Source organism: Syntrophorhabdales bacterium, assembly GCA_035541455.1.
GTDB lineage: Bacteria > Desulfobacterota > Syntrophorhabdia > Syntrophorhabdales > WCHB1-27 > JADGQN01.
The window spans coordinates 18,323-37,396 of the sequence record DATKNH010000013.1 but is presented as its reverse complement, the minus strand read 5'-3'; the positions used below and the strand labels follow the sequence as shown (position 1 = coordinate 37,396).

Genomic DNA, 19,074 nt, shown 5'->3' with positions numbered 1-19,074 from the left:
TATTCGCATATTTGTTTGGAATTTCACGCTTGGAATTTGGGGTTTCGCACTAGGCTTTGAGCATCAGGTATTGCCTCGGGTTATTCGTAACAGCATTCATGACCGTATTTTCGCGCAAACCCAGCGCCACAAGTCTTCGAGCCGACTCGGTTATGGTCATGCTGCCGCCCTGGAGTCTGCCCGAAGGATCATCTATTCTTCCATATCCCCCAGCCGTGCGCGTCTCCTTCACTGAATCGGAAACCAGGACTATTTTATTGGGCTCCTTCATTTCAAAGATCAGTTTAAGTGTTGCGTCATGCAGATGAAAAGGATCGGCTATGACTTCCACGTAGATATGCCTGTTCAATAGCCCAAAGCCTGCCAGCCCCGGTTCCCTGTGATGAAATCCTCTCATCCCGTTAAAGAGATGCGTGATCCCGCGAGCCCCTGCATTAAAACCAGCCTCTGCTTCAGAGTACGTAGCGTCAGAGTGACCCATGCTGACCACGATACCCAGGTCGGAAACTTTTCGTATGAGTGCACCAGCCCCCTTTCGCTCCGGGGCGACCGTGATAACTACGATGCTATCTTCGAACCCTTCTATGAGTTCACGAAATACACGCTCTTCCGGATCAATAAAGAAAGAGGGATTAAGCGCGCCAGACCGTGTCGGGTTCAAGAATGGCCCTTCGAGATGAACACCCAGAATACGGGCTCCGCCTCCGTGAACAGCGACTCCTGACCCGTGAACCTGCCTTTCCATTGCCTCTCGCACCAGTTCTATCTGCCGCCGCATTTCCCGTATCGGTGCGGGGTAGATTGACAGCACGATTTTCGAAACACCTGCTGCACCGTGGATTTCTGCTATTCGTAACATACCATCAACAGTGCTGCTTCTCGTGTCGAATCCGTCTATGCCGTGGGTGTGAACGTCGACGACTTTCATGGCAGGTGCGCTGTTCTTATTTCTCTCACAATCACTCCATCTATGCAACAGAATAGTCAATCCGTCGGAAGCGGTCACAGCGTGGTATACTATCGGACTGGTCCACCATGACTACACAAGCGCAAAGGCAGAGGGTAAGGGTCTTGCTCGGCAAGTGGAGCCGGCATGATCTTGATGACATGCTTGCTGCTGCTGAAAAGATCTCACCTGCAGGCAGACGGGTAGCGTTTCTCTCTGCGCAGTTCCTGGGTATTCCCTACAGGGAATCCACTCTGACGGGTGGCGTAAGCACGCCAGAAGTTTTTACCGTCAACCTGGAGGCTGTTGATTGCTTCACGTACCTCGATTACGTCGAAGCCATGCGCCAGTCTGACAGTTTCAAATCTTTCAAACAGAGGCTGCGGGTGATCAGATACCGTGGAGGCAACGCTGGATACGAGACCAGGAACCATTTTTTCACTGACTGGACCCAGAGAAACTCCCGGGTCTGTGACGTAACCGCCGATATCGGCAGGCAACATGTCAGGCACGTTCGCAAGAGACTCAATGATCGGGGGGATGGAACCTACTTTCTCCCCGGAATAAGCCCGGAGGAGCGCGACATCGCATACATTCCACGCAAAGAAATTGATATCGAAATCATTCGCCGCTTAAGAACAGGCGATTACATTGGCATATATGCGAAGACGCGAGGCCTCGACGTGTCACACGTGGGCATTCTGATCAAAAGAAGGAGGACTGTCTGTTTCCGCCACGCTTGCTCTTTGCCATCCCAGAGAAAGGTGATCGACCAGGATTTCAGAGCATACATAACGGGCAAACCCGGTATTATCGTACTGAGGCCGCAGGCAGGAGAGCACTAGGTCAACGCCGCACATTCCCACCTTTTCATTTTGCCGCGTTCGCAATTCGACGTCCATGTAATGACCTCTTCATGTATGTTCATTGGGGGCATCAAGTAGGCTCAACGGCTGGTCGATACATATTCTGATGCTTTCGGCTGGCCTTGCAGCGAGGCTGATGAGTGATTAATCTATGTACGAATGCGACATTCATGCAAAAGGAGAGGACGTCGTATGAGAGGAAATGAGTCGCGCGTCTTTCTGACCGGAGCTTTACTTCTGTTCGCCGTCTGGATACCTGCAGCAAGTGATGCCCAGGTCAGCGTGGATATCCATATAGGTCCTCCGCCCCCGTACAGCATACCTGCGTCCCCTCCGGTCGTGGTCATACCGGGAACCTACGTTTACATGATACCTGACATTACCGCGGAGATTTTCTTTTACGGGGGTTTTTGGTATCGTCCATATGAAGGCCACTGGTTCAGGGCTCACTCCTATAATGGCCCATGGCTCAATCTTCCACCGGAAAGGGTGCCCCCACCGCTCCTGCGGCTTCCTCCGGACTATCGTAGAGTGCCCCCGGGATACCGCCGGATACCGTACGGACAGATGAAAAAAAACTGGGCAGGATGGGAACGCCAGCAATACTGGGCCCGCGATAGGCAATGGCGAGAGGGCTGGCATGGAAAACCCGAAGAGCGGGGCATGGGACACGGAGAAGAGAGGCACGGGGGTGGTGAAGGAAGAGGCGGGGAAGAACATGGAGGAGGACACCACCAGCATGAAGGACAAGGGCATCACTGACGCCGTGCGGCCGAAACCCGGCACTTTCAAGAACGCCCTGACAGCGCGTTCTCCGAAGGCTAGCAGCGGGAAGATGCACTCCCTGCCTTTACTTCCAGTGAAGGCGCAATGAAAGAAAGGTAGTTTGTATAACGCTTCCAGGACACAACAGCAGAACAAAAGGAGGGTTGCTATGGAACACGAAGGATCAAGCGGGGTATGTTCGGTGGTATCTTCGTTCCTTCTGGGCGGACTGATCGGCGCAGGTGTCGCGCTACTGGTTACTCCGATGACCGGCAAGGAAACACGCGAGCAGATCAGGGGCTTCGCGGGGGATGCGAGGAGGAAGGCCGACGATTACTACGGGCAGATCAAAGATGCGGTCATTTCCACGCTGGAGAACGGAAAAGGCCTCATTGAGGACAAAAAACGGCGTATTACCAGCGCAGTCCAGGCCGGTATAGAAGCATACGAAAAAAAGAAACAGGAACCAGCGGAAGGGTAATCCAACGCATTTTCATGCCTCAGCTTGATGGAGAGATGGATCACCGCTGCTATTGACTTTGTCCCGGTCCGAACACAACCTGTCACTATGCGACCGTCTCGTAGTGCACGCCCAGTCCAGCCATCCGCGAGTGGAGATTCTCTCTCATTGACTGGCTGATTACGCGGGTCGCAAATACGGATGGGGAGGTATGTGAATGAAACGTTGCAAAGTCTTTGGATTGTTCTTGTTGACGGTATGCCTGCTCGCGACGGCCTGGGCGCTTCCAACGTACTCGCAGCAAAGCGGGGAGTCAGCCCAGAAGTCCATGGCGACAGGACAAGAGGGCAAACCCGGGATGAAGGGGAGCACCGCGGGGGCTGAGGAGTCGAAAGGAACGATGGAAGCCTACAAGAAGGATTTGGAAAAGGACCTCCGGGCAATGGATAAGAAGATCGCGGCGCTCAGCAAGAAGGTCAAGAAGCAAGGGTCAAAGCTGGAGGCTGAAACAAAGGAAAGCTGGAATGACCTGAAAGCAAAGCAGAAGACAGCAAAAGCCAAAGCGAAGGCTCTTTCATCAAAAGCGTGGGAGAAGACCAAGGCTGAGGCCGATACTGCCCGGGATGATCTTCACAAAGCGTACGACAAGGCTGCGTCGTACTTCAAGTGAGCAGAACCGGAAGCGGCATCAGGGTGTCTACGGTCCTGGTCCTCTCGTAACCTGATAAGAACTACTGCAGTCCTTTGATGATGTCAGGAAGAAGCTCCTGCATGACGCGATTCAGCGTTTTTTCAAGGGCCAGCCGGATTGGTTCTGAAGAACGGTCCGCCCCCTCTTCGTAGTCTTGGGCCGACACGGTTAGCGTCTTCGCGAGCTGCCCATGGGTCCAGAGTTGTACCTCCAGTTTAACGTCAGTGGTTGTAACAATGGTCAGCACCTTGGAGGACTGATTTGCGGAGAGGGTCAGAAAAATCGTGTTTATTCCTTTTGAAACGCCTGCTGGAAGCGTCGGGACAGTCTTCACGTCGTATCCAGCAGCAGACAGCTCCAGCTTGAGGGCCGATAGAAGCCAGTTGGCAGGATTCTCTCCTATGACTATGTCTATGTCCCCTGACTTTCCTATGATCTGCCTGCCCGAGGGAAGTACCGCCAGATTCTGCTTCATCACCGGCTGCGCAACGAGTACCTCGCCTGAGCCTCCCGTGGCTTTGACAGAGCTTCCATAGGTGAGGTCAACGCGTTTCTCCACCGGAGCACAGCGTGTTACAATGAGCAAAGCGAGGAGTATTAACGAAAATGCGCACTTCTTCAACAATAGCAACTTCTGCTGCCTGCTCATCGCATTCTCAACATCATAATCTTAATGTCTCCCGCGCGACAGTCAATGTCCCAGGCTCAAATTCTTTCAGTGCTCAAGTTGAGGTTTTCCGCGCCGTCCGCTAGCGCGTGCCGGATGGGTGGCGCCGCACCCAGATAAGCACGTGGATCGTTGCGTCCACACCAATGCCGATTGCAATGTTGGCGCCCGGCGCCGAAATGATGTCTATGGGCACACGAAGGGCTTCTCAGGGCCTCCTCGACATCGTGCGGACCTTGCGTCAAGGACTCGACCGTGTCTATCTCCGGGAACGTTCCGAGTTCATTCGTTAGCGCTCTGACCTTGCCCAGATAACGTGGAGAATGAATCTCTCCCCCGCGCTCAGGATGAGCTGCGGTTCCTGCATGAAGATCCTGGAAATCTGCCGGTCAGCTTGAAGTTGAGGATCATGGCTGGAAAAGAAAAAGTTTTGATCCACCCGCGGCTTCAGGTCAACATACCGAAGAACAAAAATCAGAAACAGCAGGGTCAGAGCGCCCAAGCCCACAGCGGGCAGAACATAGAAGAGGTGCGACCTGAGCGGCCTCATGGCCACGTGATTCTCCGTTCCGTCCAGCTAGCTTAAGCTCTGGGGCGTTTCCATAGGTGCGTCAGCAAGCTGATGAGGAAGAGCACAAGAAAGATAGCGAAAAAGACTTTGGCAATTCCTGCTGCGGCCAAAGCAATGCCAGTAAAACCAAAGACTGCCGCGACGATCGCAACAATAAAGAAAACAAGAGCCCAGTACAGCATGACAACCTCCCTATATCTTGCATTTCTTGATATGACCCGTCACGCACTCGCCCAACGGTTCCTTTGCGAGCTCTGCAGCACCCTGCGGTATCTAGCGAGCCAGTACAATGATGCGCTGTCGCCTCTCTCATTTCGCCTTGCCACCACGCGGCTTGTAGAATACGTGGCTGCCGACGGTGGCGGTCCTCATATATTTCTTCGCCCAGGCGGGAGATGATCCTTTACCGCGGAAGTAGAGAGCCCCCCTGGTCACATCGACCAGTTCCCGGTTGAGCGCCTTACGTGCAATTTCTTTGGCAACCGCATAGGACTTCTCGTCCTGCGCCGTGTCCGGAAGTCCATCGCACCACCAGGAAAATTGGCAGGTGCGCTGCTTTTGCCCTTTTTTGACGATTTCACAGATAGTGCTCGGGAAACCTTCGTGGCCGAGCCGGTTCATGACGACATTGGCGATGGCTTCCATGTCAGCAACGCCTGCGCTCCTGGCTTCCCAATATATAGTGCGCGCAAGACACGTGATGGCATCATCCAGGTGCTCTTTGCCGGCGGGATCAACTGCCTGAGCTTCGCTCTTCGTGATCGCATCGGCCGCTGGTGCGTTACTGCCCTTGCCTGCCGCTTTCTCCTCGACCGCGGCTTTGTTCTTGGCGCGCTCCTCTTTATCGGCCTGCGCGCTGCCGCTCCCATGGCAGGCAACAAGGAATGCCGCAAGACAAACTATACCTGATATCTGTGCTATGGGCCCATACTGCCTGCATCTGTCGAGTACCAGCGGCGTAATCAGCGGCCATTCTCTCCTGGCACACGACCCAAGGTTCTCGCTCATCTTGAATCATAATTCTTGAAACTCAATTGAGCAAGGCAGGAAACGGCCCTGTCATTCGCACCCAAGATTCTACCTTATTCGATTGTCGGAGCCTCATAGATTGCAAGACCGCCGGAGGTTGACAAACAGACTCTTGGACAACAAGATTAATGAGATGACTCTCGGCGACCCGAGAGGCAGACCTGGGTGCGGCGAAGAGCGATACATAGGCTGCTGGCCCTGTTCCCGGGTCTCGAGCGAGCAAAGAAAAGGAGTCTACGTATGACAGTAGCGCCCATGCATCACGCAATCATTTCGTTGATGGCCGGTATCCTGATCCTTATCATTCCAAGGTTACTCAACTACATTGTGGCGATATACCTGATCATCATCGGCCTGCTTGGTCTGGTCCGATAAGGCTGGTTCGCGCGTGCGCACTGCTGATGCCGAGGAATCATCCAATATCTTATCTTGCTCATCCCAAACAAGATCCCTCTCCTGCCTTGACAGGCTTCACTGCAGACCTTAAAGAAAGGCTAAGGAATTCTCTCTGGCTAGGAGGTACGCCATGAAAAAGATTATCTACGCTACATTCCTTATCGGTTTCGCATTGTCCCTTTGTTACGCTTGCCAATCAACTACGGGAAGGACCGCCGGCGAGATGGTTGACGATACGACCATCGCGAACACGATCAGGACGAAGATTGTCGAGGACAAGGACCTGAGCATCCTCAAGATCAACACCGACGTGTTCAACGGCAACGTCACCCTCCTCGGCGTGGTGCCCAACAAGGAGTCTGAAGACCGCCTCATAGCGCTCGCGAACAGCGTCAAGGGTGTCAAGTCCGTCACCAGCAAACTGATGATCCAGACGAAGTGAGCAGAGAAGCACTTTGCATAAGCTCCATGAAGTGCTCGATTCCGTAGCGTGCTCAGCGTACGCACGAAGACGAAAGCGACGCACAATGCTATCTGACCTGGAGGCAACCCATGCGCACCGTTCTGTTTGCTCTTCTTTTGCTCGGCGTTGTTGCAGTACCATATCTCGTGGGAGCCCAGGAAGTGTACATACGCGGGGGAGAAACGCGCGAGACCGGCGCCACGAAAAGCTCCCAGACTTACTCCTACGGGGTCTCCTACTTTCAGGGGTTCGGGGAGAACCTGGCATGGAGCATCGGCTATCTCAACGAGGGTCACTTTCCGAACCACAAACGGGATGGCCTCGATTTTCAGGGCTGGGCACGCATCAACGTGCTCAACCGGCGCCTCTCCTTGGGTGTGGGGGTCGGCCCCTATCTCTACTGGGATACCGTATTGGCAACCACCGGGCCCACCTATTCGGATCAACACGGGGTGGGTGCGATCTTCAGCGCCGCAGCCAACTGGTACACCGACAGCCGCTTTATTATCCAGGGGAAAGTGAATTACGTCGTCACAGCCAACAGCATCAACACCCTCAGCGCGACCATCGGGCTCGGCTACCAGCTCGATAAACAGGCGACACCGGGCCCGGCCACCGGACCGAGCCCGGCTCCGGTGCAGGACCTGAAGAACGAAGTGACCTTCTTCGCCGGACGCACGGTCGCCAACTCGAATAACGATTCATCCGCTCCCGCCGAGTACCTCCAGTACCGGCGCAACCTCGCAGCCCATGTTGACTGGACAGTCGGCTGGCTCAACGAGCATAATCCCATTTCGCGCACGGGTCCCGCCACGGAGATCTGGGCAGGCCGCACCTTTCTTAACGACCGGTTCGGGCTGGAGATAGGGGTTGGCCCCTATCTCGCCTACGACTCCAGCGGACCGAACAACGTCACGAAACTCGACTGGTTGGTGTCCTTGTCGAGCAATATCCGGTTCACCGAGCACTGGATACTCCGCGCCACATGGCACCGGGTGACCACGACCAACAACCGGGATAGTGACATATTTCTGGCGGGAATCGGGTATCGTTTTTGAGGGGAGAGAGGTAAGAACAAGGAAACGAATTTCTGTTCATACTCCAGACGATCTGGTCTCAGGCGCAAGAGCCTGTCGATTGATGTCAGATCACCGCTCTTGACAAGGAGCTGATAAGTACATAATACGACAAGGAGTAAGACGAAAAGCAGGGTGCGCAAAGAGAGCACTCCAGCACATCAGCACTGCGTAACGCGTTGCAATCGGGTTAGGGCTTGCGATACGTTTGCGGGGCAAAGGAGGGCGCGACATGAAAGTAATCAGGACACTCACGGCCATCATGGTGGTGCTGGGGTTACTTGCGGGGTGTGCAAACATGACCCCCCAGCAACAGCGAACCCTGAGTGGCGGGGCGATCGGCGCGGGTGCCGGTGCCGCACTCGGTGCCATCACCGGCCACAGCATTGCCGGAGGAGCAGCGATTGGCGCCGCTGCAGGAGCCGTGGGTGGCTATATTTACGATCAATCGAAACGGAGGCACTAGCAGAAAGTACATGAGGAGGAGGTCCACCATGAAGAAGATCCTATCCGGAGGGTTGCTCGCGGCTCTCTTGTGGGCATTGACCGCATTCGCAGCCGTCTACCAGAGCGATTTCGGGTTTCGCATCGAACTACCCTCGGGCTGGACGGTCGTGAATAAAACAGGCGTGAAGGAAAAGCCGGAGTTTGTGGAGGCGGTCTTCGAGGCCGCCGAGAAGAACCGGACACTCCTGGACATGCCTGAGGAGCTCTATGCCAAGCTGAAGGAGAAGATCGCAGGTGGTGAGGTGGAGTACTACCACAAAACTGACGGCCCAAGCTTCAGTATATCCGTCTTCCAGCAGCCGGGGACCATTCCGCAGTCCGGCCAGGCCGCCGAGGAAACGTGCCGTACCCTTCCCGGAGAGCTTTCGAAGCTTTCCAAGGCGCCGGTCAAGGTCTACGAGTGCCGCCTCACTACTCTTGGAAATGCTCCGGCCCTTTACATGGTGGCCGATGCGTATGAACCGGGAGAGCGTTATGTCGAGTACTTGGTGCAGAAGGCGCCGGATCATCTCCTGCTCTTCGCTGCTGCCTCAACCAAACGGCAGGACTTTACCAAGATGAAGACTGAGTTCGACGAGATCATGAAATCGTTCCAAGCACTGTAATCCCTCTCGGGAAAATGCGAGACGGTGGAAGAGGAATGTTACGCGTTCTGATCGGCCGTGTACCTGCTGGGTTCGATAGGTGTTGCCTTAATTCCCAGCTAAGCTCAGGAGGTAGTTATGGAACTCATGAAGATGAGCAAAATGGAGGAAGTTGTATTTGGGAAAGGCTTTGTGACCGTACTTGCAGCCTTCTTCACCGGTACCGAGGAGGAGATTGCTCAGCTCAGCACGCTCAAAAAATCAGGCGACCGGATTCACATGGTGATTGATCCTGCTGGCTCTGTAACATTCGAGGGAGAGAAGACGGGATCGTCCAGGTAGCCGAACTTAGCGTCATTCCCGAAGGAGGTAGACCATGAAACGCATCAATTGTCGATTCACCTGCTCCACAGCAGTTTTTATTGCGGCTGTCTGTTTTTGCATGAGCATCGTTCTCGCACGTCCGCTGCCATCAAGGGCAGCAGAGACCACTTCCCCTGAAAGTAAGCCGAAGGCGTCCCAAATTGACCGGACCGAGGCGCGCATCAATGAACTTCATGCCAAGCTCAAAATCACACCGGCACAGGAAGAACAATGGAGCAAGGTTGCCCAGGTTATGCGTGAGAATGCCACTACGATGGAGACACTCATACAGGCCAGGAGAGAGAAGGGAAACAAGTTGAACGCCGTCGAAGATCTCAGGTCCTATAGCACGATCACGGACGCACATGCTACAGGGCTGAAGAATTTCATTGCGGCCTTTGAGCCCCTCTATGCCAGTATGTCTGATGAGCAGAAGAAGATCGCCGATACGATTTTCACGAAACATGACCAGCGGAGATCAAAGAAAAAATGAAACCAAGGTACACAATAAGGGAGGAAGCCGTGAAGAGTTCACATACGAGAGTCAGCGTTGCCAGGAAGGCTACGGGGATCGTGACCGTTCTCGCCCTTGTCTTCACCATCCTCGGAATCTCTATAGTACCAGCTCTTGCGAAGGACGGGTACCACGGGCATGGCCGCTACTACGGGTATAGGCCATACTACGGACATGGGCGGTATCACTGGTATGGCCCCTACGTCTACTACCCTCCTTACGGTTACTACTACCCTTACGGTTACTACTACCCGGCACCTGTCTATCCGCCTCCTCGAGTAGTATACCCTCCACCGGGAATCACCTTTGTCTTCCCTTTGCGCATCCATTAGTGGCGGGTCATTTACGAAAACTTACGCCAGATTGATCCTCGTAGTCTGTGCCGTTGCCCTCAGTGCACCAGCCCTGCCGAGAGTTGCCCTACCCGCACAGACACCATCGATCAACACGGAATCCGCAGCCGTTCTCGACCACCTGAACGCGGCAATCAGCTGGTATCGTCACCTGGCAAGCGTGGATGCTACCGCAGGCAGTCCGAGCGACGCGCTGTATCTGCAGAATGCGCGAACTCAAGCGTTGCAGGCGCTGCAGTTGGCTTTTCAGTCGGCCCGGGAAGAAGCGGCACTGATAGAACAAGCCGCTCCCGCGAAAGCTTCATCCGAGCAGAGCACGGATCAGGAGAAGATCGCTAAAGCAGCGGCTGACGTCGCTAACCGGATCGAACAAACCCAGGCGCGCATCGATGCACTCAACAACAATATCAGGGCCGCGGTGGGAAAGAGGCGCCAAGATCTCCTTGATCAGCGCAATGCGCTGCAGGGCGAACTCGACTTGGAGAAGGCACTCCAGGGGGGGATCGCAAAAATCTCCAGTTTCATAAGCACCGAATACATAGGCCTTGCAGGACAAATCAACGCCTTGAAAGCATCCGTCCCGGAACTTGCCTCGACAACGGCAGCGGGTGGAAAGCAGTCCGGGGCGCAAGCCTCGAAATCGAGCAGGGCGTATGCCTCGGGACTGATCGGCCAAGTATCCATTCTCCTGAGTCAGATCGGTGACGTGCGGGCCATCGATGAGCTCTTGAAAGAGACACTGAAGCTGCGCGATACCGCCGAGCGACTTCAGAAGCCCATGCGCGACTCCCTGAGGGGCCTGCTACAGGAAGGACGCGACGCCGTCAACCAGCCGGCCGCAGCGTCCCAGGGCGGTGGCACACGGCAAGCGTTCGAGGCGATGACAGCGCGGTTCAAGAAGGTTGCCGAAGCTGCACTTCCCCTCCGTCAGGAGATCCTGCTACTCGACCAGGTCCGGGCCAACCTTCTGGAGTGGCACACGTCCGTCGAGAGAGAATACGGCGCCGTTCTGCGCTCGCTACTCGTGCACGTGCTTGCCATTCTCGTCGCCCTCGCCCTGGTGGTGCTCTTCTCCGAGGTCTGGCGCCGCACCACGTACCGGTACGTGAGGGAAGTCCGGAGGCGCCGGCAACTGCTGCTTTTGCGCCGGTTCGTCACAGGCTCTTGCATGGCAGTCGTCATTATTCTCGGTTTCGTCAGTGAGTTCAGTTCGCTCGCGACGTTCGCCGGCTTCCTTACCGCCGGCATCGCCGTTGCCCTTCAGGCGGTAATCCTCTCGATCGCCGCCTATTTCTTCCTGATCGGTCGATACGGCGTGCGTGTCGGCGACCGCGTGACAGTGTCGGGTGTCACCGGGGACGTGATTGATATAGGACTGCTGCGCCTGCACCTCCTGGAACTCTCAGGGACGGGGATCGATCTCTACCCTACGGGACGGGTGGTTGTCTTTTCGAACTCGGTGCTCTTCCAGGCCTCTCCGCTTTTCAAGCAAATCCCCGGCACGGCCTACACCTGGCACGAAGCCGCAGTCATGCTTAACCCGGGAGCCGACCACTCTCTCGCAGAAAAAAATATCCTCGAGGCAGTGAACGGTGTCTGTAGCCAGTACCACCATAATCTTGAACGCCAGCACGGCGCACTCGAACGGATCATCGATGCCGAAGTGCCCACGCCCGCACCACACGGGCAATTGCGGTTCACCGATGCCGGGTTGGAATTCGTTGCCCGCTATCCGGTGGAGATCCGCCGTGCCTCAGAGATTGATGATCAGATAACAAAGAAACTGGTAGAGGCAATAGAGCGTGAACCGGACCTGAAAGCCGCAGTCTCCGGCCTGCCGAAACTCCGGTCGGTGATCAAGGGCTGAAGCGAGCGCCAGGTGACACAGACAATCATCTATAGGACAACCATTGTTATCGACGACGGCGCAGCCCATCCTCAAGCCCTCGTCGAAGCGGACGGGGACTGATACGTGTTTACGACCGTCACTCTCTGTCCTATCCTTGACTAGTGAAGAGGGAAGAACTCAAGAGCGCTACGGGGAAGTTTGCAAACACCTCGCCTAGGCGCAGATGCATCGCGCCATCCCGTTCAACTGCGGTGATGGTCTCGCCCGTGAAGATGTTGTAATACGCCTTCGGTTGGATCTCGTCAGGGATCGGAATTGTTGTGTCTTGCCATAGCTCATTGCCGAAAGGCTTCTCGTCCACGCTCCTTAGTATGCGTGTCAAAAACCTCGGAACCGCCGTGATTGCGACATTATCATCTCCGACCCTGGCAAAGGCGCACACGAGTTCCTTAAGAACCCCTTCTGGAGCGAGCGACGCATAGGCTCCATGCCTGAAAAGTGGATAATGTTCCTTTCGATAGGTAAGGGCTGAATAGATGACGTAGAGTTTAATTGCGCCGTCTGCCCAGGAGGCAAAGAGGCGGCCAGCGAAGTCCGTGAACATCCCGCCCGCACGCTTCATCCCTTTCTTCAACCTGTTGAGCATTTCCTGCCTTGCGGTAAAGTCAACCGGCCTTCGATTGTCAGGGTCTACCAGACTGAAATCCCACAACTCGCAGCCTTGATAAAAATCGGGTACGCCCGGCGAGGTGATCTTAAGGAGGGTCTGTGACAGAGAGTTAAACATGCCGAAATAAGAGATCTTGTTTTGGAAAAGAGTAAAGTCTTCGATGAATGGATCGCGCTCTGACCGTTGCAGGATCGAATCTATAAAATTGGTGAGCGCCTCTTCATAAGGCGTGTCGGGGTTAATCCAGCTGCTGTTAATCTTGGCCTCTCTGATCGCTTTTACCATGTACTCCCTGATCCTTCTCTTGAAATCTTCGTATTTCACATCATCCATGCGGTGACCGGGACCGGGCCAAGAGCCCACTAACGTCTGATACAGCAGGTATTCCTCGTTACGGTCGGGTACCTGTTGCCCATCGATGATCGGTTTCTTCTTCACGTTTAGCCTGGCCCACCTTCCAAGACATCTTTGCCACTCGCCTGGAATTTCAGAAAGCACATTGATTCGTGCTCTGACATCTTCACTTCGTTTCGTGTCGTGGGTTGACGTAGTGAGAAAAGAATGGGGTCTCGATCTCGCCCTTTCCAAATTCTGTCCGTGAAAGGCCTCCAGTGAAGTGCCGAACGCCTCAGGGTTCCCGCCCACCTCATTAAGGGAAATGAGCCGGTTATAGATATAGAAGACAGTATCTTCTACGCCCTTGGCCATCACCGGCCCTGTGATCTGCTGAAGTCGCATTGTAAATTCGACCCATTCCATCTTGTCCGATTCCTGAAAATCGTCTGGACAATCGATCAATAAGACACGTTTGAGATAATCAAAGACGCTCTGGCTCAAGGTTGGGTTCTTCCGTTTTGCTTTTGCTATCGCCTGCTCAACATAGCGCCGGTCTCTTTCGCTCACGCCCTCCTGTGTTATGTAGGTCCTGTAGACTGGAAAACAGGCAATGGTCTCCATGATCGCGCCCCTCAGGCTGTTGAGTGTGAAATCCCTCGTGTGCCTGTTTTTTTCCGAGAGGCGGTTGAGATAATGGGCGAGTGTATTGATTTCACCAGACAAGCTGACGAGCATAATCAGCCGTTTCTTTTCGTAGACCAGATCCTGATAGCTCATCTTCAATACGGTAAATCTCTCATACAGCCGCTCAAAGATTTTGCTGTTTGCCGTATCCACAAATATTCCGTTCACCGGATTCAGGAACTGGTAGCCGATGCTGCTGAAGACAGGCCAGTCTTCGGGCAGCTTCTCACCTTTTATGAGAATCTTTTCTCCTACGATATAAAAAGGCTTGAACTGCGGATCCAGGACGATCATCTCCGCATAATCCTTCAGCAGTTGCGATTCCAGATCGGTTTCGTCCGTGACTCCGGGCTTCTTCCTTTTTTCTCTTTCCGCATCCGAAAGGCGCACACGGAGAAACGACTCGCGCTGCAATCTTTTCATGTATTCGGAAGGATTGTAGAGACCGTCAGGGTGGTCAACTCTCAGTCCGGTTATCTTGCCTTCACCAATGAGCTTGAGGAGCAGTTCATGGGTCTTCTGGAAAACCACCGGGTTTTCCATCTTAATGGCGGCAAGGCTGTTGATATCAAAGAACCTCCGGTAGTTGATCTCTTCCGTGGCGACGCGCCAATAGGAGAGCCGCCAGATCTGCCTGCTCAGCAGGTCATCGAGAAGATCAAGACTGTGGGGCTCTTTCTCGTTTCCGTTGAAGGTGCGAAGGTTCTCGTCGACGAGGTCCCGCATTATCCGGTTTTCTCTATAAAGCTTGTATAACCGTTTCTTTATGATCTCTTTCTCACGGCTTCGCTCGGTGAGCTTTACCTGCTCTCTTTCCGTGTATGAAGGCAGACAGCTGAGGGCTGTCAAAATGCTTAGAAGCTCCACCAGTGACGCGTCATCGACGGGCAAGAGCGATTCCAGCTTCTCTATGCCGTGTCTCAGTACGTACATGTACGTTTCAGGCAATATCGGAAGCCTGTGGTCGTAGTAGGTTAGAGAAAAAGTACCCTTCTCAAATATCAGTTTCAGTTCCCGGCGCTCCAGCACCGTCCCGTACTGATCGCCCAGAATCGGGATCAACACTTTATTCTCGAGCTCTCTCTTGACGGGGTGCCAGTCTATATCAAAAAAGGCTGCATACGGAGAGGCAGGGCCATTCTCAAGGATATCCATCCACCAGCCATTGTCTTCATGCTCTATGTACATATGGTTCGGTACGATGTCCAGAATCTGCCCCATCTTGCGTTTCTGCAGCTCGTTTGTAAATCGGTTGTAATCCTTCTCCGTGCCGATCTCCAGGTTGAGCCTCGTAGGATCGACAACATCATAACCGACAACAGTTCCTTTACGAGCTGCAAAGCAGGGAGATGCGTAGACGTCGCTGATCCCCAGTTCGTCCATATAGGGGAGGATCTTTGTCGCATCCGAGAAAGTAAACCCGTTATTGAAGTTCAGCCTGTACGTGGACACGGGAATTCTGGGGAGAGTCACGTTATCGGTATCCATTTTCTGACCTATCGTACACACGCCTAGACATGGTCGCTCTTAGCACTCACTTGTCCGGTAAAGAACAACGCTGTATGGATTGAGGTTTATCTGGTCTTCTATTCCACCAGAGACGATGCGGAGCGGCGCCAATTCCCCGGGGCCACCCCACTTTCCCGAGGAAGAGTCTACTGCCTTGACCCACTTCCCTTCGGGAAGCGTCACGGTAACACGTATAGTTTCGACATTGAAATTATAGAGACAGGAAAGATTCTCTCCCGAAAACCACCTTCTTACAAAAAGTACCCTTTTGTCTTCATAATCTCTTATTTCCATCTGTTCTCCGACAGGATCTGCAAGTACAGGAGTTTCCTTTCTCATGTGCAGCAGCGCCCGATAGAAGTCGGACAGGTGCACCTGCTCGTCCGACCGATAACCGCAGAGGTCGATCTTTGACGTGAGAAACGTCGACTCTGCCTGCGGATCAGGAACTTCCGATGCCCAGCCAAATCTCCCGAAGTCTTCCCTCCTGCCGTTGCGCACTGCTTCGACGAGGGTTTGATCCGAGTGGCTTACGAAATAGTAAAATGGTGCTTTCTCGGCGTATTCCTCTCCCATAAACAGAAGAGGAATGCACGGAGAGAGCAGCACCACGCTTGCGGCGAGCTTCATCTGCTCGAGCGACAGAATCCGGCTCACCCTGTCCGGTCTATTGCCTGCCTGATCGTGGTTCTGAAAAAAAATGACGAATTGATGGGCGGGCCTCTCTTTTGAAGAATTGCCATGTCTCCGCTTTCTGTATGACGAGTACTGGCCTGAATAGACAAAACCTTCCGACATCGCTTTAGCCACGTGGGCCAGCCCGCCAAAGTCCTGATAGTAGCCGTTAGTCTCGCCCGTGATCAGAGCGTGAAGGGCATGCTGAAAATCGTCGTTCCACTGGCCGTCGAGTCCGTAGCCACCGATGGCCGTCGGATTTATAACTCTCACATCGTTAAGATCGCTTTCGGCAATCACGTAAATAGGGTGTCGCAAGGCTACAGCCAGTGAGTGTACGGCATGTGCAAGCTCCTCCAGGAAATGGCGTGCTCCGAAATCGAATATACCGTGTATGGCATCGATCCTGAGAGCGTCGACATGGTATTCCGTTATCCAGTAAAGCGCATTGCTGATGAAGTAATGCCGCACCTGGTCGCTGCATGGTCCGTCGAAGTTGATCGCTTCACCCCACGGCGTCTTATACCTGTCTGTGAAATACGGGCCGAAACTGCTAAGGTAGTTGCCTTCAGGCCCCAGATGGTTGTAGACGACATCGAGCACTACCGCCAGCCCCTTTCTGTGACAGGCATTAATCAGCCTTTTCAGGCCTTCGGGACCCCCATACGTATTCTGCGGTGCAAAAGGATAGACTCCGTCGTAACCCCAATTCCTGCTGCCAGGGAACTGTGCGACCGGCATCATTTCCACGGCAGTAACTCCCAGGTCCGTGAGATAATTCAGATGTTCGACGATCGCTTCGAAAGTGCCCTCCCGCGTGAAGGTGCCCACGTGGAGCTCATACATGATGAACTCCTTCAACGGTATCCCTTTCCAGTCCTCATCAGCCCAAGAGAATCCGCGAGGATCGACTATCCGGGACGGGCCGTGGACGCCTTCGGGCTGATACCGTGACGCAGGATCGGGCCGCACGATTTCATCATCCAGGACATAGAAGTACTGCTCTCCCGCGGATACGCTTCCGGCCTCTCCTTCAAAGTAGCCTTTCTTATCTCTGTGGAGCGGAACTTCTCCACCATGAGTGCGAGATGAAAGCCTGACGCAAACTGTTTTTGCGCGTGGTGCCCAAACCCTGAAGTATACCGCCTCTCCCGCAACAACCGATGCCCCTATGTCCAGCTCCCACATGATCCAGTCTCGCGACTTTCTAATGCTGCCACAGCTCCAGGACCGTTCTTCCTCCCTGCTCCAGAGAATACCAGACAGCGAGATAGTCCCGTATCTGCCGCGTTATGAGAAAGTTTGTTCTCACGTGATCCTTCGCGCGCTGACCCATCTCCCGGGACATTTCAGGGTTATTGAGAAGTTGTCTTACCCTGAAAGCCGCCCCCTCCACCGAATGAACAAGAAAGCCGTTGAGGCCGTCTACGATCTGCATGGGGATCCCGCCCGCTGCTCCGCCTATAACAGGCTTTCCTTTCCACATGCCTTCTGCCACGGTAAGGCCGAATCCCTCCTTGAGAGATTTCTGGAGAATCACCGTGGCCATCCGCTGCAATACATTGATTTCTCTATCACTGTTCGCTGGCAGCATCAGGATATATATGTCCGGGTCATCCGCTGCAAATTCCCTGACAGCTGCCAGAACAGCCTCCCCTTCCGGGTCGTCTGTCGCGGGGCTCCCGGCAAGTATGAGGATGCAATCGTTGTATTTCTTGACCATTCTGTAGGCCTGGATAACGCCGACGGGGTCTTTGAAAAGGTCGAATCTAGAGACTTGAAGAAGAATGGTCCTGTCTGCAGGGATATGGAGCCTTTCGGCGGTCTCCTCTATTTCCTCCTTTGTCACCTCTCTGTTCTTCTCGCTGAGAGGGTCAATGGATGGTAAAATGATAAACTGGTTTATGGTCATGGGCATGACAAACTTTGCCACTGAAAAAATCGCTGCGTCATACTTCTCGCAGTACCCCTTAAGAAAATGAGCCACATCTTTGGCCGGGTTGGATAGATCAATATGACACCGCCAGATCCACTTGCCGCCTGTTCTGAACTCAATCAAGGGTGCCGGTTGGGGGTCATGGATCAGGACCGCGTCTGCTTCCAGGTTCAGCCTTTCAGCGTTCTTCTTGTTGATCTCGGCGTGGTAGTCCCACATCTCCGCTGAAATCTGCACCTGGTCGCCCTGAAGGGCGTTGTGAATCTTCTTTGTTATGTCGAAGAACCTCTGGTCGCCCTCTATGATATCCCAGCGCGCCTCGATGCCGAGCTCCGCGAGAATCGGCACCATTCTTTGCAGAATTTCGGCCACGCCGCCGCCCAACCGTGTCGAGTTGATGTGAAGGAAGGATTTACCGCTCAATCTCTCGCCGAGCTTTTGGAGCAGCAACAGATCACCTTTCGGCGAAATACCTGCATAATCGGTAATCATGACGTTATCTCTTCCATAGCCCTTCTCACTTCATCCTCCACCGCCTCGACAATGTGATTCCTTATTCCTTCGAGGGTGTGCATGAAAGGGTCTATTGCGTTTAGTCGTTCGCCCAAGCTCTCCTGGCCAACGGAGTTACTGAACCATTTCGAAAAGTCATCTGTTCCGCCCCCAAGCCGCATCCTCGCCTCATAGAAATGATAGTAGATGGAACTCTTATCGATGTAACGGATCGCGATGAGAAACTCTGCGAGATTTCTTGCCCTCACATGCAACGGAAAGATGAGGGTTAATGCCTCACTAAAGAAAAACTCCTCCCCAACCATCGCGTCGCGAGGCTCAGGGAGTGCTTCCAGCCGGAGGTCTATCGCTTTCAACAACTCGTGCCGAAACGCTTCGATGTTAGGAAAGGAATAGGGATCAATGTTTGACAAGTGCTCCGAAAGCGCCTTTTCGCCAAGGCTCTCCGCAACCCAATGGGCAAAGGCGTTCGTATACTCCAGGACGTGACCTGACAGGAAGTATTGATACGTGTGGTGGAATATCGACTCATCGCTCACACTGGTCAACAGCGTTCTTAACTGGCGGAGGTTTGCCGCGCTTTGACCCGTGGACTTGGGGACGATTACACACTGCTTGAACTCAAACGACCCAATTGTTTTTTCCATCATA

22 protein-coding genes are annotated in these 19,074 nt (G+C 53.9%); 13 read left to right on the top strand and 9 right to left on the bottom strand.

Annotated elements, in window-relative coordinates; all coding sequences use genetic code 11:
- Positions 1–49: 49 nt before the first annotated feature.
- On the bottom strand, positions 50–928 hold the full coding sequence (locus VMT71_01300; protein HVN22577.1) for a hypothetical protein: 879 nt from the start codon (positions 926–928) through the stop codon (positions 50–52).
- A gap of 107 nt (positions 929–1,035) precedes the next feature.
- On the opposite strand from VMT71_01300, the gene VMT71_01295 reads away from it, so the two are divergent.
- From VMT71_01295 to VMT71_01280, 4 genes are all read left to right on the top strand, one after another.
- The gene (locus tag VMT71_01295; GenBank protein HVN22576.1) at positions 1,036–1,791 is read left to right on the top strand and encodes an N-acetylmuramoyl-L-alanine amidase-like domain-containing protein; all 756 of its coding nucleotides are present in this window, start codon (positions 1,036–1,038) and stop codon (positions 1,789–1,791) included.
- A 213-nt stretch (positions 1,792–2,004) separates the two neighbouring features.
- Positions 2,005–2,574 carry a hypothetical protein gene (locus tag VMT71_01290; GenBank protein ID HVN22575.1) on the top strand — a complete coding sequence of 190 codons (570 nt, stop codon included), beginning with the start codon at positions 2,005–2,007 and terminating at the stop codon, positions 2,572–2,574.
- Positions 2,575–2,746: 172 nt separating this feature from the next.
- Complete coding sequence (locus VMT71_01285) at positions 2,747–3,058, top strand: YtxH domain-containing protein (protein HVN22574.1); 312 nt, start codon at positions 2,747–2,749, stop codon at positions 3,056–3,058.
- 196 nt (positions 3,059–3,254) lie between these two features.
- Positions 3,255–3,707, top strand: coding sequence for a hypothetical protein (locus tag VMT71_01280; GenBank protein ID HVN22573.1), 453 nt, complete (start codon positions 3,255–3,257; stop codon positions 3,705–3,707).
- Positions 3,708–3,768: 61 nt separating this feature from the next.
- Here the strand turns inward: VMT71_01280 and VMT71_01275 are convergent, their stop codons facing one another.
- From VMT71_01275 to VMT71_01260, 4 genes are all read right to left on the bottom strand, one after another.
- Positions 3,769–4,377 (bottom strand): hypothetical protein, encoded by a 609-nt coding sequence (locus tag VMT71_01275; GenBank protein HVN22572.1) that lies wholly within the window; start codon positions 4,375–4,377, stop codon positions 3,769–3,771.
- Positions 4,378–4,684: 307 nt separating this feature from the next.
- Positions 4,685–4,951 carry a hypothetical protein gene (locus VMT71_01270; GenBank protein ID HVN22571.1) on the bottom strand — a complete coding sequence of 89 codons (267 nt, stop codon included), beginning with the start codon at positions 4,949–4,951 and terminating at the stop codon, positions 4,685–4,687.
- 26 nt (positions 4,952–4,977) lie between these two features.
- Positions 4,978–5,148 (bottom strand): DUF1328 domain-containing protein, encoded by a 171-nt coding sequence (locus VMT71_01265; protein HVN22570.1) that lies wholly within the window; start codon positions 5,146–5,148, stop codon positions 4,978–4,980.
- Between the two features lie 127 nt (positions 5,149–5,275).
- Positions 5,276–5,974, bottom strand: coding sequence for a cell wall hydrolase (locus tag VMT71_01260; protein ID HVN22569.1), 699 nt, complete (start codon positions 5,972–5,974; stop codon positions 5,276–5,278).
- A gap of 261 nt (positions 5,975–6,235) precedes the next feature.
- On the opposite strand from VMT71_01260, the gene VMT71_01255 reads away from it, so the two are divergent.
- The 9 genes from VMT71_01255 (at position 6,236) to VMT71_01215 (ending at position 12,118) form a co-directional block, all read left to right on the top strand.
- Positions 6,236–6,370: a DUF3096 domain-containing protein gene (locus VMT71_01255; GenBank protein ID HVN22568.1), complete on the top strand. Its 135-nt coding sequence runs from the start codon at positions 6,236–6,238 to the stop codon at positions 6,368–6,370.
- A gap of 151 nt (positions 6,371–6,521) precedes the next feature.
- A complete protein-coding gene (locus VMT71_01250; protein ID HVN22567.1) occupies positions 6,522–6,833 on the top strand; it encodes a BON domain-containing protein in 312 nt (103 codons plus the stop codon).
- A gap of 110 nt (positions 6,834–6,943) precedes the next feature.
- On the top strand, positions 6,944–7,912 hold the full coding sequence (locus VMT71_01245) for a hypothetical protein (protein ID HVN22566.1): 969 nt from the start codon (positions 6,944–6,946) through the stop codon (positions 7,910–7,912).
- A 250-nt stretch (positions 7,913–8,162) separates the two neighbouring features.
- Positions 8,163–8,396 (top strand): YMGG-like glycine zipper-containing protein, encoded by a 234-nt coding sequence (locus VMT71_01240; GenBank protein ID HVN22565.1) that lies wholly within the window; start codon positions 8,163–8,165, stop codon positions 8,394–8,396.
- Positions 8,397–8,424: 28 nt separating this feature from the next.
- Positions 8,425–9,042 carry a hypothetical protein gene (locus tag VMT71_01235; GenBank protein ID HVN22564.1) on the top strand — a complete coding sequence of 206 codons (618 nt, stop codon included), beginning with the start codon at positions 8,425–8,427 and terminating at the stop codon, positions 9,040–9,042.
- Between the two features lie 117 nt (positions 9,043–9,159).
- On the top strand, positions 9,160–9,363 hold the full coding sequence (locus VMT71_01230; protein ID HVN22563.1) for a hypothetical protein: 204 nt from the start codon (positions 9,160–9,162) through the stop codon (positions 9,361–9,363).
- Between the two features lie 34 nt (positions 9,364–9,397).
- Positions 9,398–9,877: a Spy/CpxP family protein refolding chaperone gene (locus VMT71_01225; GenBank protein HVN22562.1), complete on the top strand. Its 480-nt coding sequence runs from the start codon at positions 9,398–9,400 to the stop codon at positions 9,875–9,877.
- A 29-nt stretch (positions 9,878–9,906) separates the two neighbouring features.
- A complete protein-coding gene (locus VMT71_01220) occupies positions 9,907–10,230 on the top strand; it encodes a hypothetical protein (GenBank protein HVN22561.1) in 324 nt (107 codons plus the stop codon).
- Between the two features lie 31 nt (positions 10,231–10,261).
- On the top strand, positions 10,262–12,118 hold the full coding sequence (locus VMT71_01215; protein ID HVN22560.1) for a mechanosensitive ion channel domain-containing protein: 1,857 nt from the start codon (positions 10,262–10,264) through the stop codon (positions 12,116–12,118).
- Between the two features lie 130 nt (positions 12,119–12,248).
- Here VMT71_01215 and treY read toward each other — a convergent pair whose 3' ends face one another.
- From treY to VMT71_01195, 4 genes are read right to left on the bottom strand one after another with little or no spacing between them, the layout of a single operon-like run.
- Positions 12,249–15,278, bottom strand: a complete 3,030-nt coding sequence (gene treY, locus VMT71_01210) for a malto-oligosyltrehalose synthase (protein HVN22559.1) — start codon at positions 15,276–15,278, stop codon at positions 12,249–12,251.
- A 39-nt stretch (positions 15,279–15,317) separates the two neighbouring features.
- On the bottom strand, positions 15,318–17,162 hold the full coding sequence (gene treZ, locus VMT71_01205) for a malto-oligosyltrehalose trehalohydrolase (protein HVN22558.1): 1,845 nt from the start codon (positions 17,160–17,162) through the stop codon (positions 15,318–15,320).
- A gap of 19 nt (positions 17,163–17,181) precedes the next feature.
- Positions 17,182–18,402 (bottom strand): glycosyltransferase, encoded by a 1,221-nt coding sequence (locus VMT71_01200; protein HVN22557.1) that lies wholly within the window; start codon positions 18,400–18,402, stop codon positions 17,182–17,184.
- Positions 18,399–19,073 carry a DUF5752 family protein gene (locus tag VMT71_01195; GenBank protein HVN22556.1) on the bottom strand — a complete coding sequence of 225 codons (675 nt, stop codon included), beginning with the start codon at positions 19,071–19,073 and terminating at the stop codon, positions 18,399–18,401. Before VMT71_01195 ends, VMT71_01200 begins: the two co-directional genes overlap by 4 nt.
- Position 19,074 lies beyond the last annotated feature (1 nt).

Bases quoted from the DNA above. Each gene is read 5' to 3' on its own strand.
- VMT71_01275 (HVN22572.1), bottom strand. From the start codon at position 4,377: ATGAGCAGGCAGCAGAAGTTGCTATTGTTGAAGAAGTGCGCATTTTCG.
- VMT71_01245 (HVN22566.1), top strand. From the start codon at position 6,944: ATGCGCACCGTTCTGTTTGCTCTTCTTTTGCTCGGCGTTGTTGCAGTA.
- VMT71_01300 (HVN22577.1), bottom strand. From the start codon at position 928: ATGAAAGTCGTCGACGTTCACACCCACGGCATAGACGGATTCGACACG.
- VMT71_01250 (HVN22567.1), top strand. From the start codon at position 6,522: ATGAAAAAGATTATCTACGCTACATTCCTTATCGGTTTCGCATTGTCC.
- VMT71_01290 (HVN22575.1), top strand. From the start codon at position 2,005: ATGAGAGGAAATGAGTCGCGCGTCTTTCTGACCGGAGCTTTACTTCTG.
- VMT71_01260 (HVN22569.1), bottom strand. From the start codon at position 5,974: ATGAGCGAGAACCTTGGGTCGTGTGCCAGGAGAGAATGGCCGCTGATT.
- VMT71_01200 (HVN22557.1), bottom strand. From the start codon at position 18,402: ATGATTACCGATTATGCAGGTATTTCGCCGAAAGGTGATCTGTTGCTG.
- VMT71_01235 (HVN22564.1), top strand. From the start codon at position 8,425: ATGAAGAAGATCCTATCCGGAGGGTTGCTCGCGGCTCTCTTGTGGGCA.
- VMT71_01195 (HVN22556.1), bottom strand. From the start codon at position 19,073: ATGATGGAAAAAACAATTGGGTCGTTTGAGTTCAAGCAGTGTGTAATC.
- VMT71_01230 (HVN22563.1), top strand. From the start codon at position 9,160: ATGGAACTCATGAAGATGAGCAAAATGGAGGAAGTTGTATTTGGGAAA.
- VMT71_01225 (HVN22562.1), top strand. From the start codon at position 9,398: ATGAAACGCATCAATTGTCGATTCACCTGCTCCACAGCAGTTTTTATT.
- VMT71_01280 (HVN22573.1), top strand. From the start codon at position 3,255: ATGAAACGTTGCAAAGTCTTTGGATTGTTCTTGTTGACGGTATGCCTG.
- VMT71_01255 (HVN22568.1), top strand. From the start codon at position 6,236: ATGACAGTAGCGCCCATGCATCACGCAATCATTTCGTTGATGGCCGGT.
- VMT71_01295 (HVN22576.1), top strand. From the start codon at position 1,036: ATGACTACACAAGCGCAAAGGCAGAGGGTAAGGGTCTTGCTCGGCAAG.
- VMT71_01285 (HVN22574.1), top strand. From the start codon at position 2,747: ATGGAACACGAAGGATCAAGCGGGGTATGTTCGGTGGTATCTTCGTTC.
- VMT71_01240 (HVN22565.1), top strand. From the start codon at position 8,163: ATGAAAGTAATCAGGACACTCACGGCCATCATGGTGGTGCTGGGGTTA.
- VMT71_01265 (HVN22570.1), bottom strand. From the start codon at position 5,148: ATGCTGTACTGGGCTCTTGTTTTCTTTATTGTTGCGATCGTCGCGGCA.
- treZ (HVN22558.1), bottom strand. From the start codon at position 17,162: ATGTGGGAGCTGGACATAGGGGCATCGGTTGTTGCGGGAGAGGCGGTA.
- treY (HVN22559.1), bottom strand. From the start codon at position 15,278: ATGGATACCGATAACGTGACTCTCCCCAGAATTCCCGTGTCCACGTAC.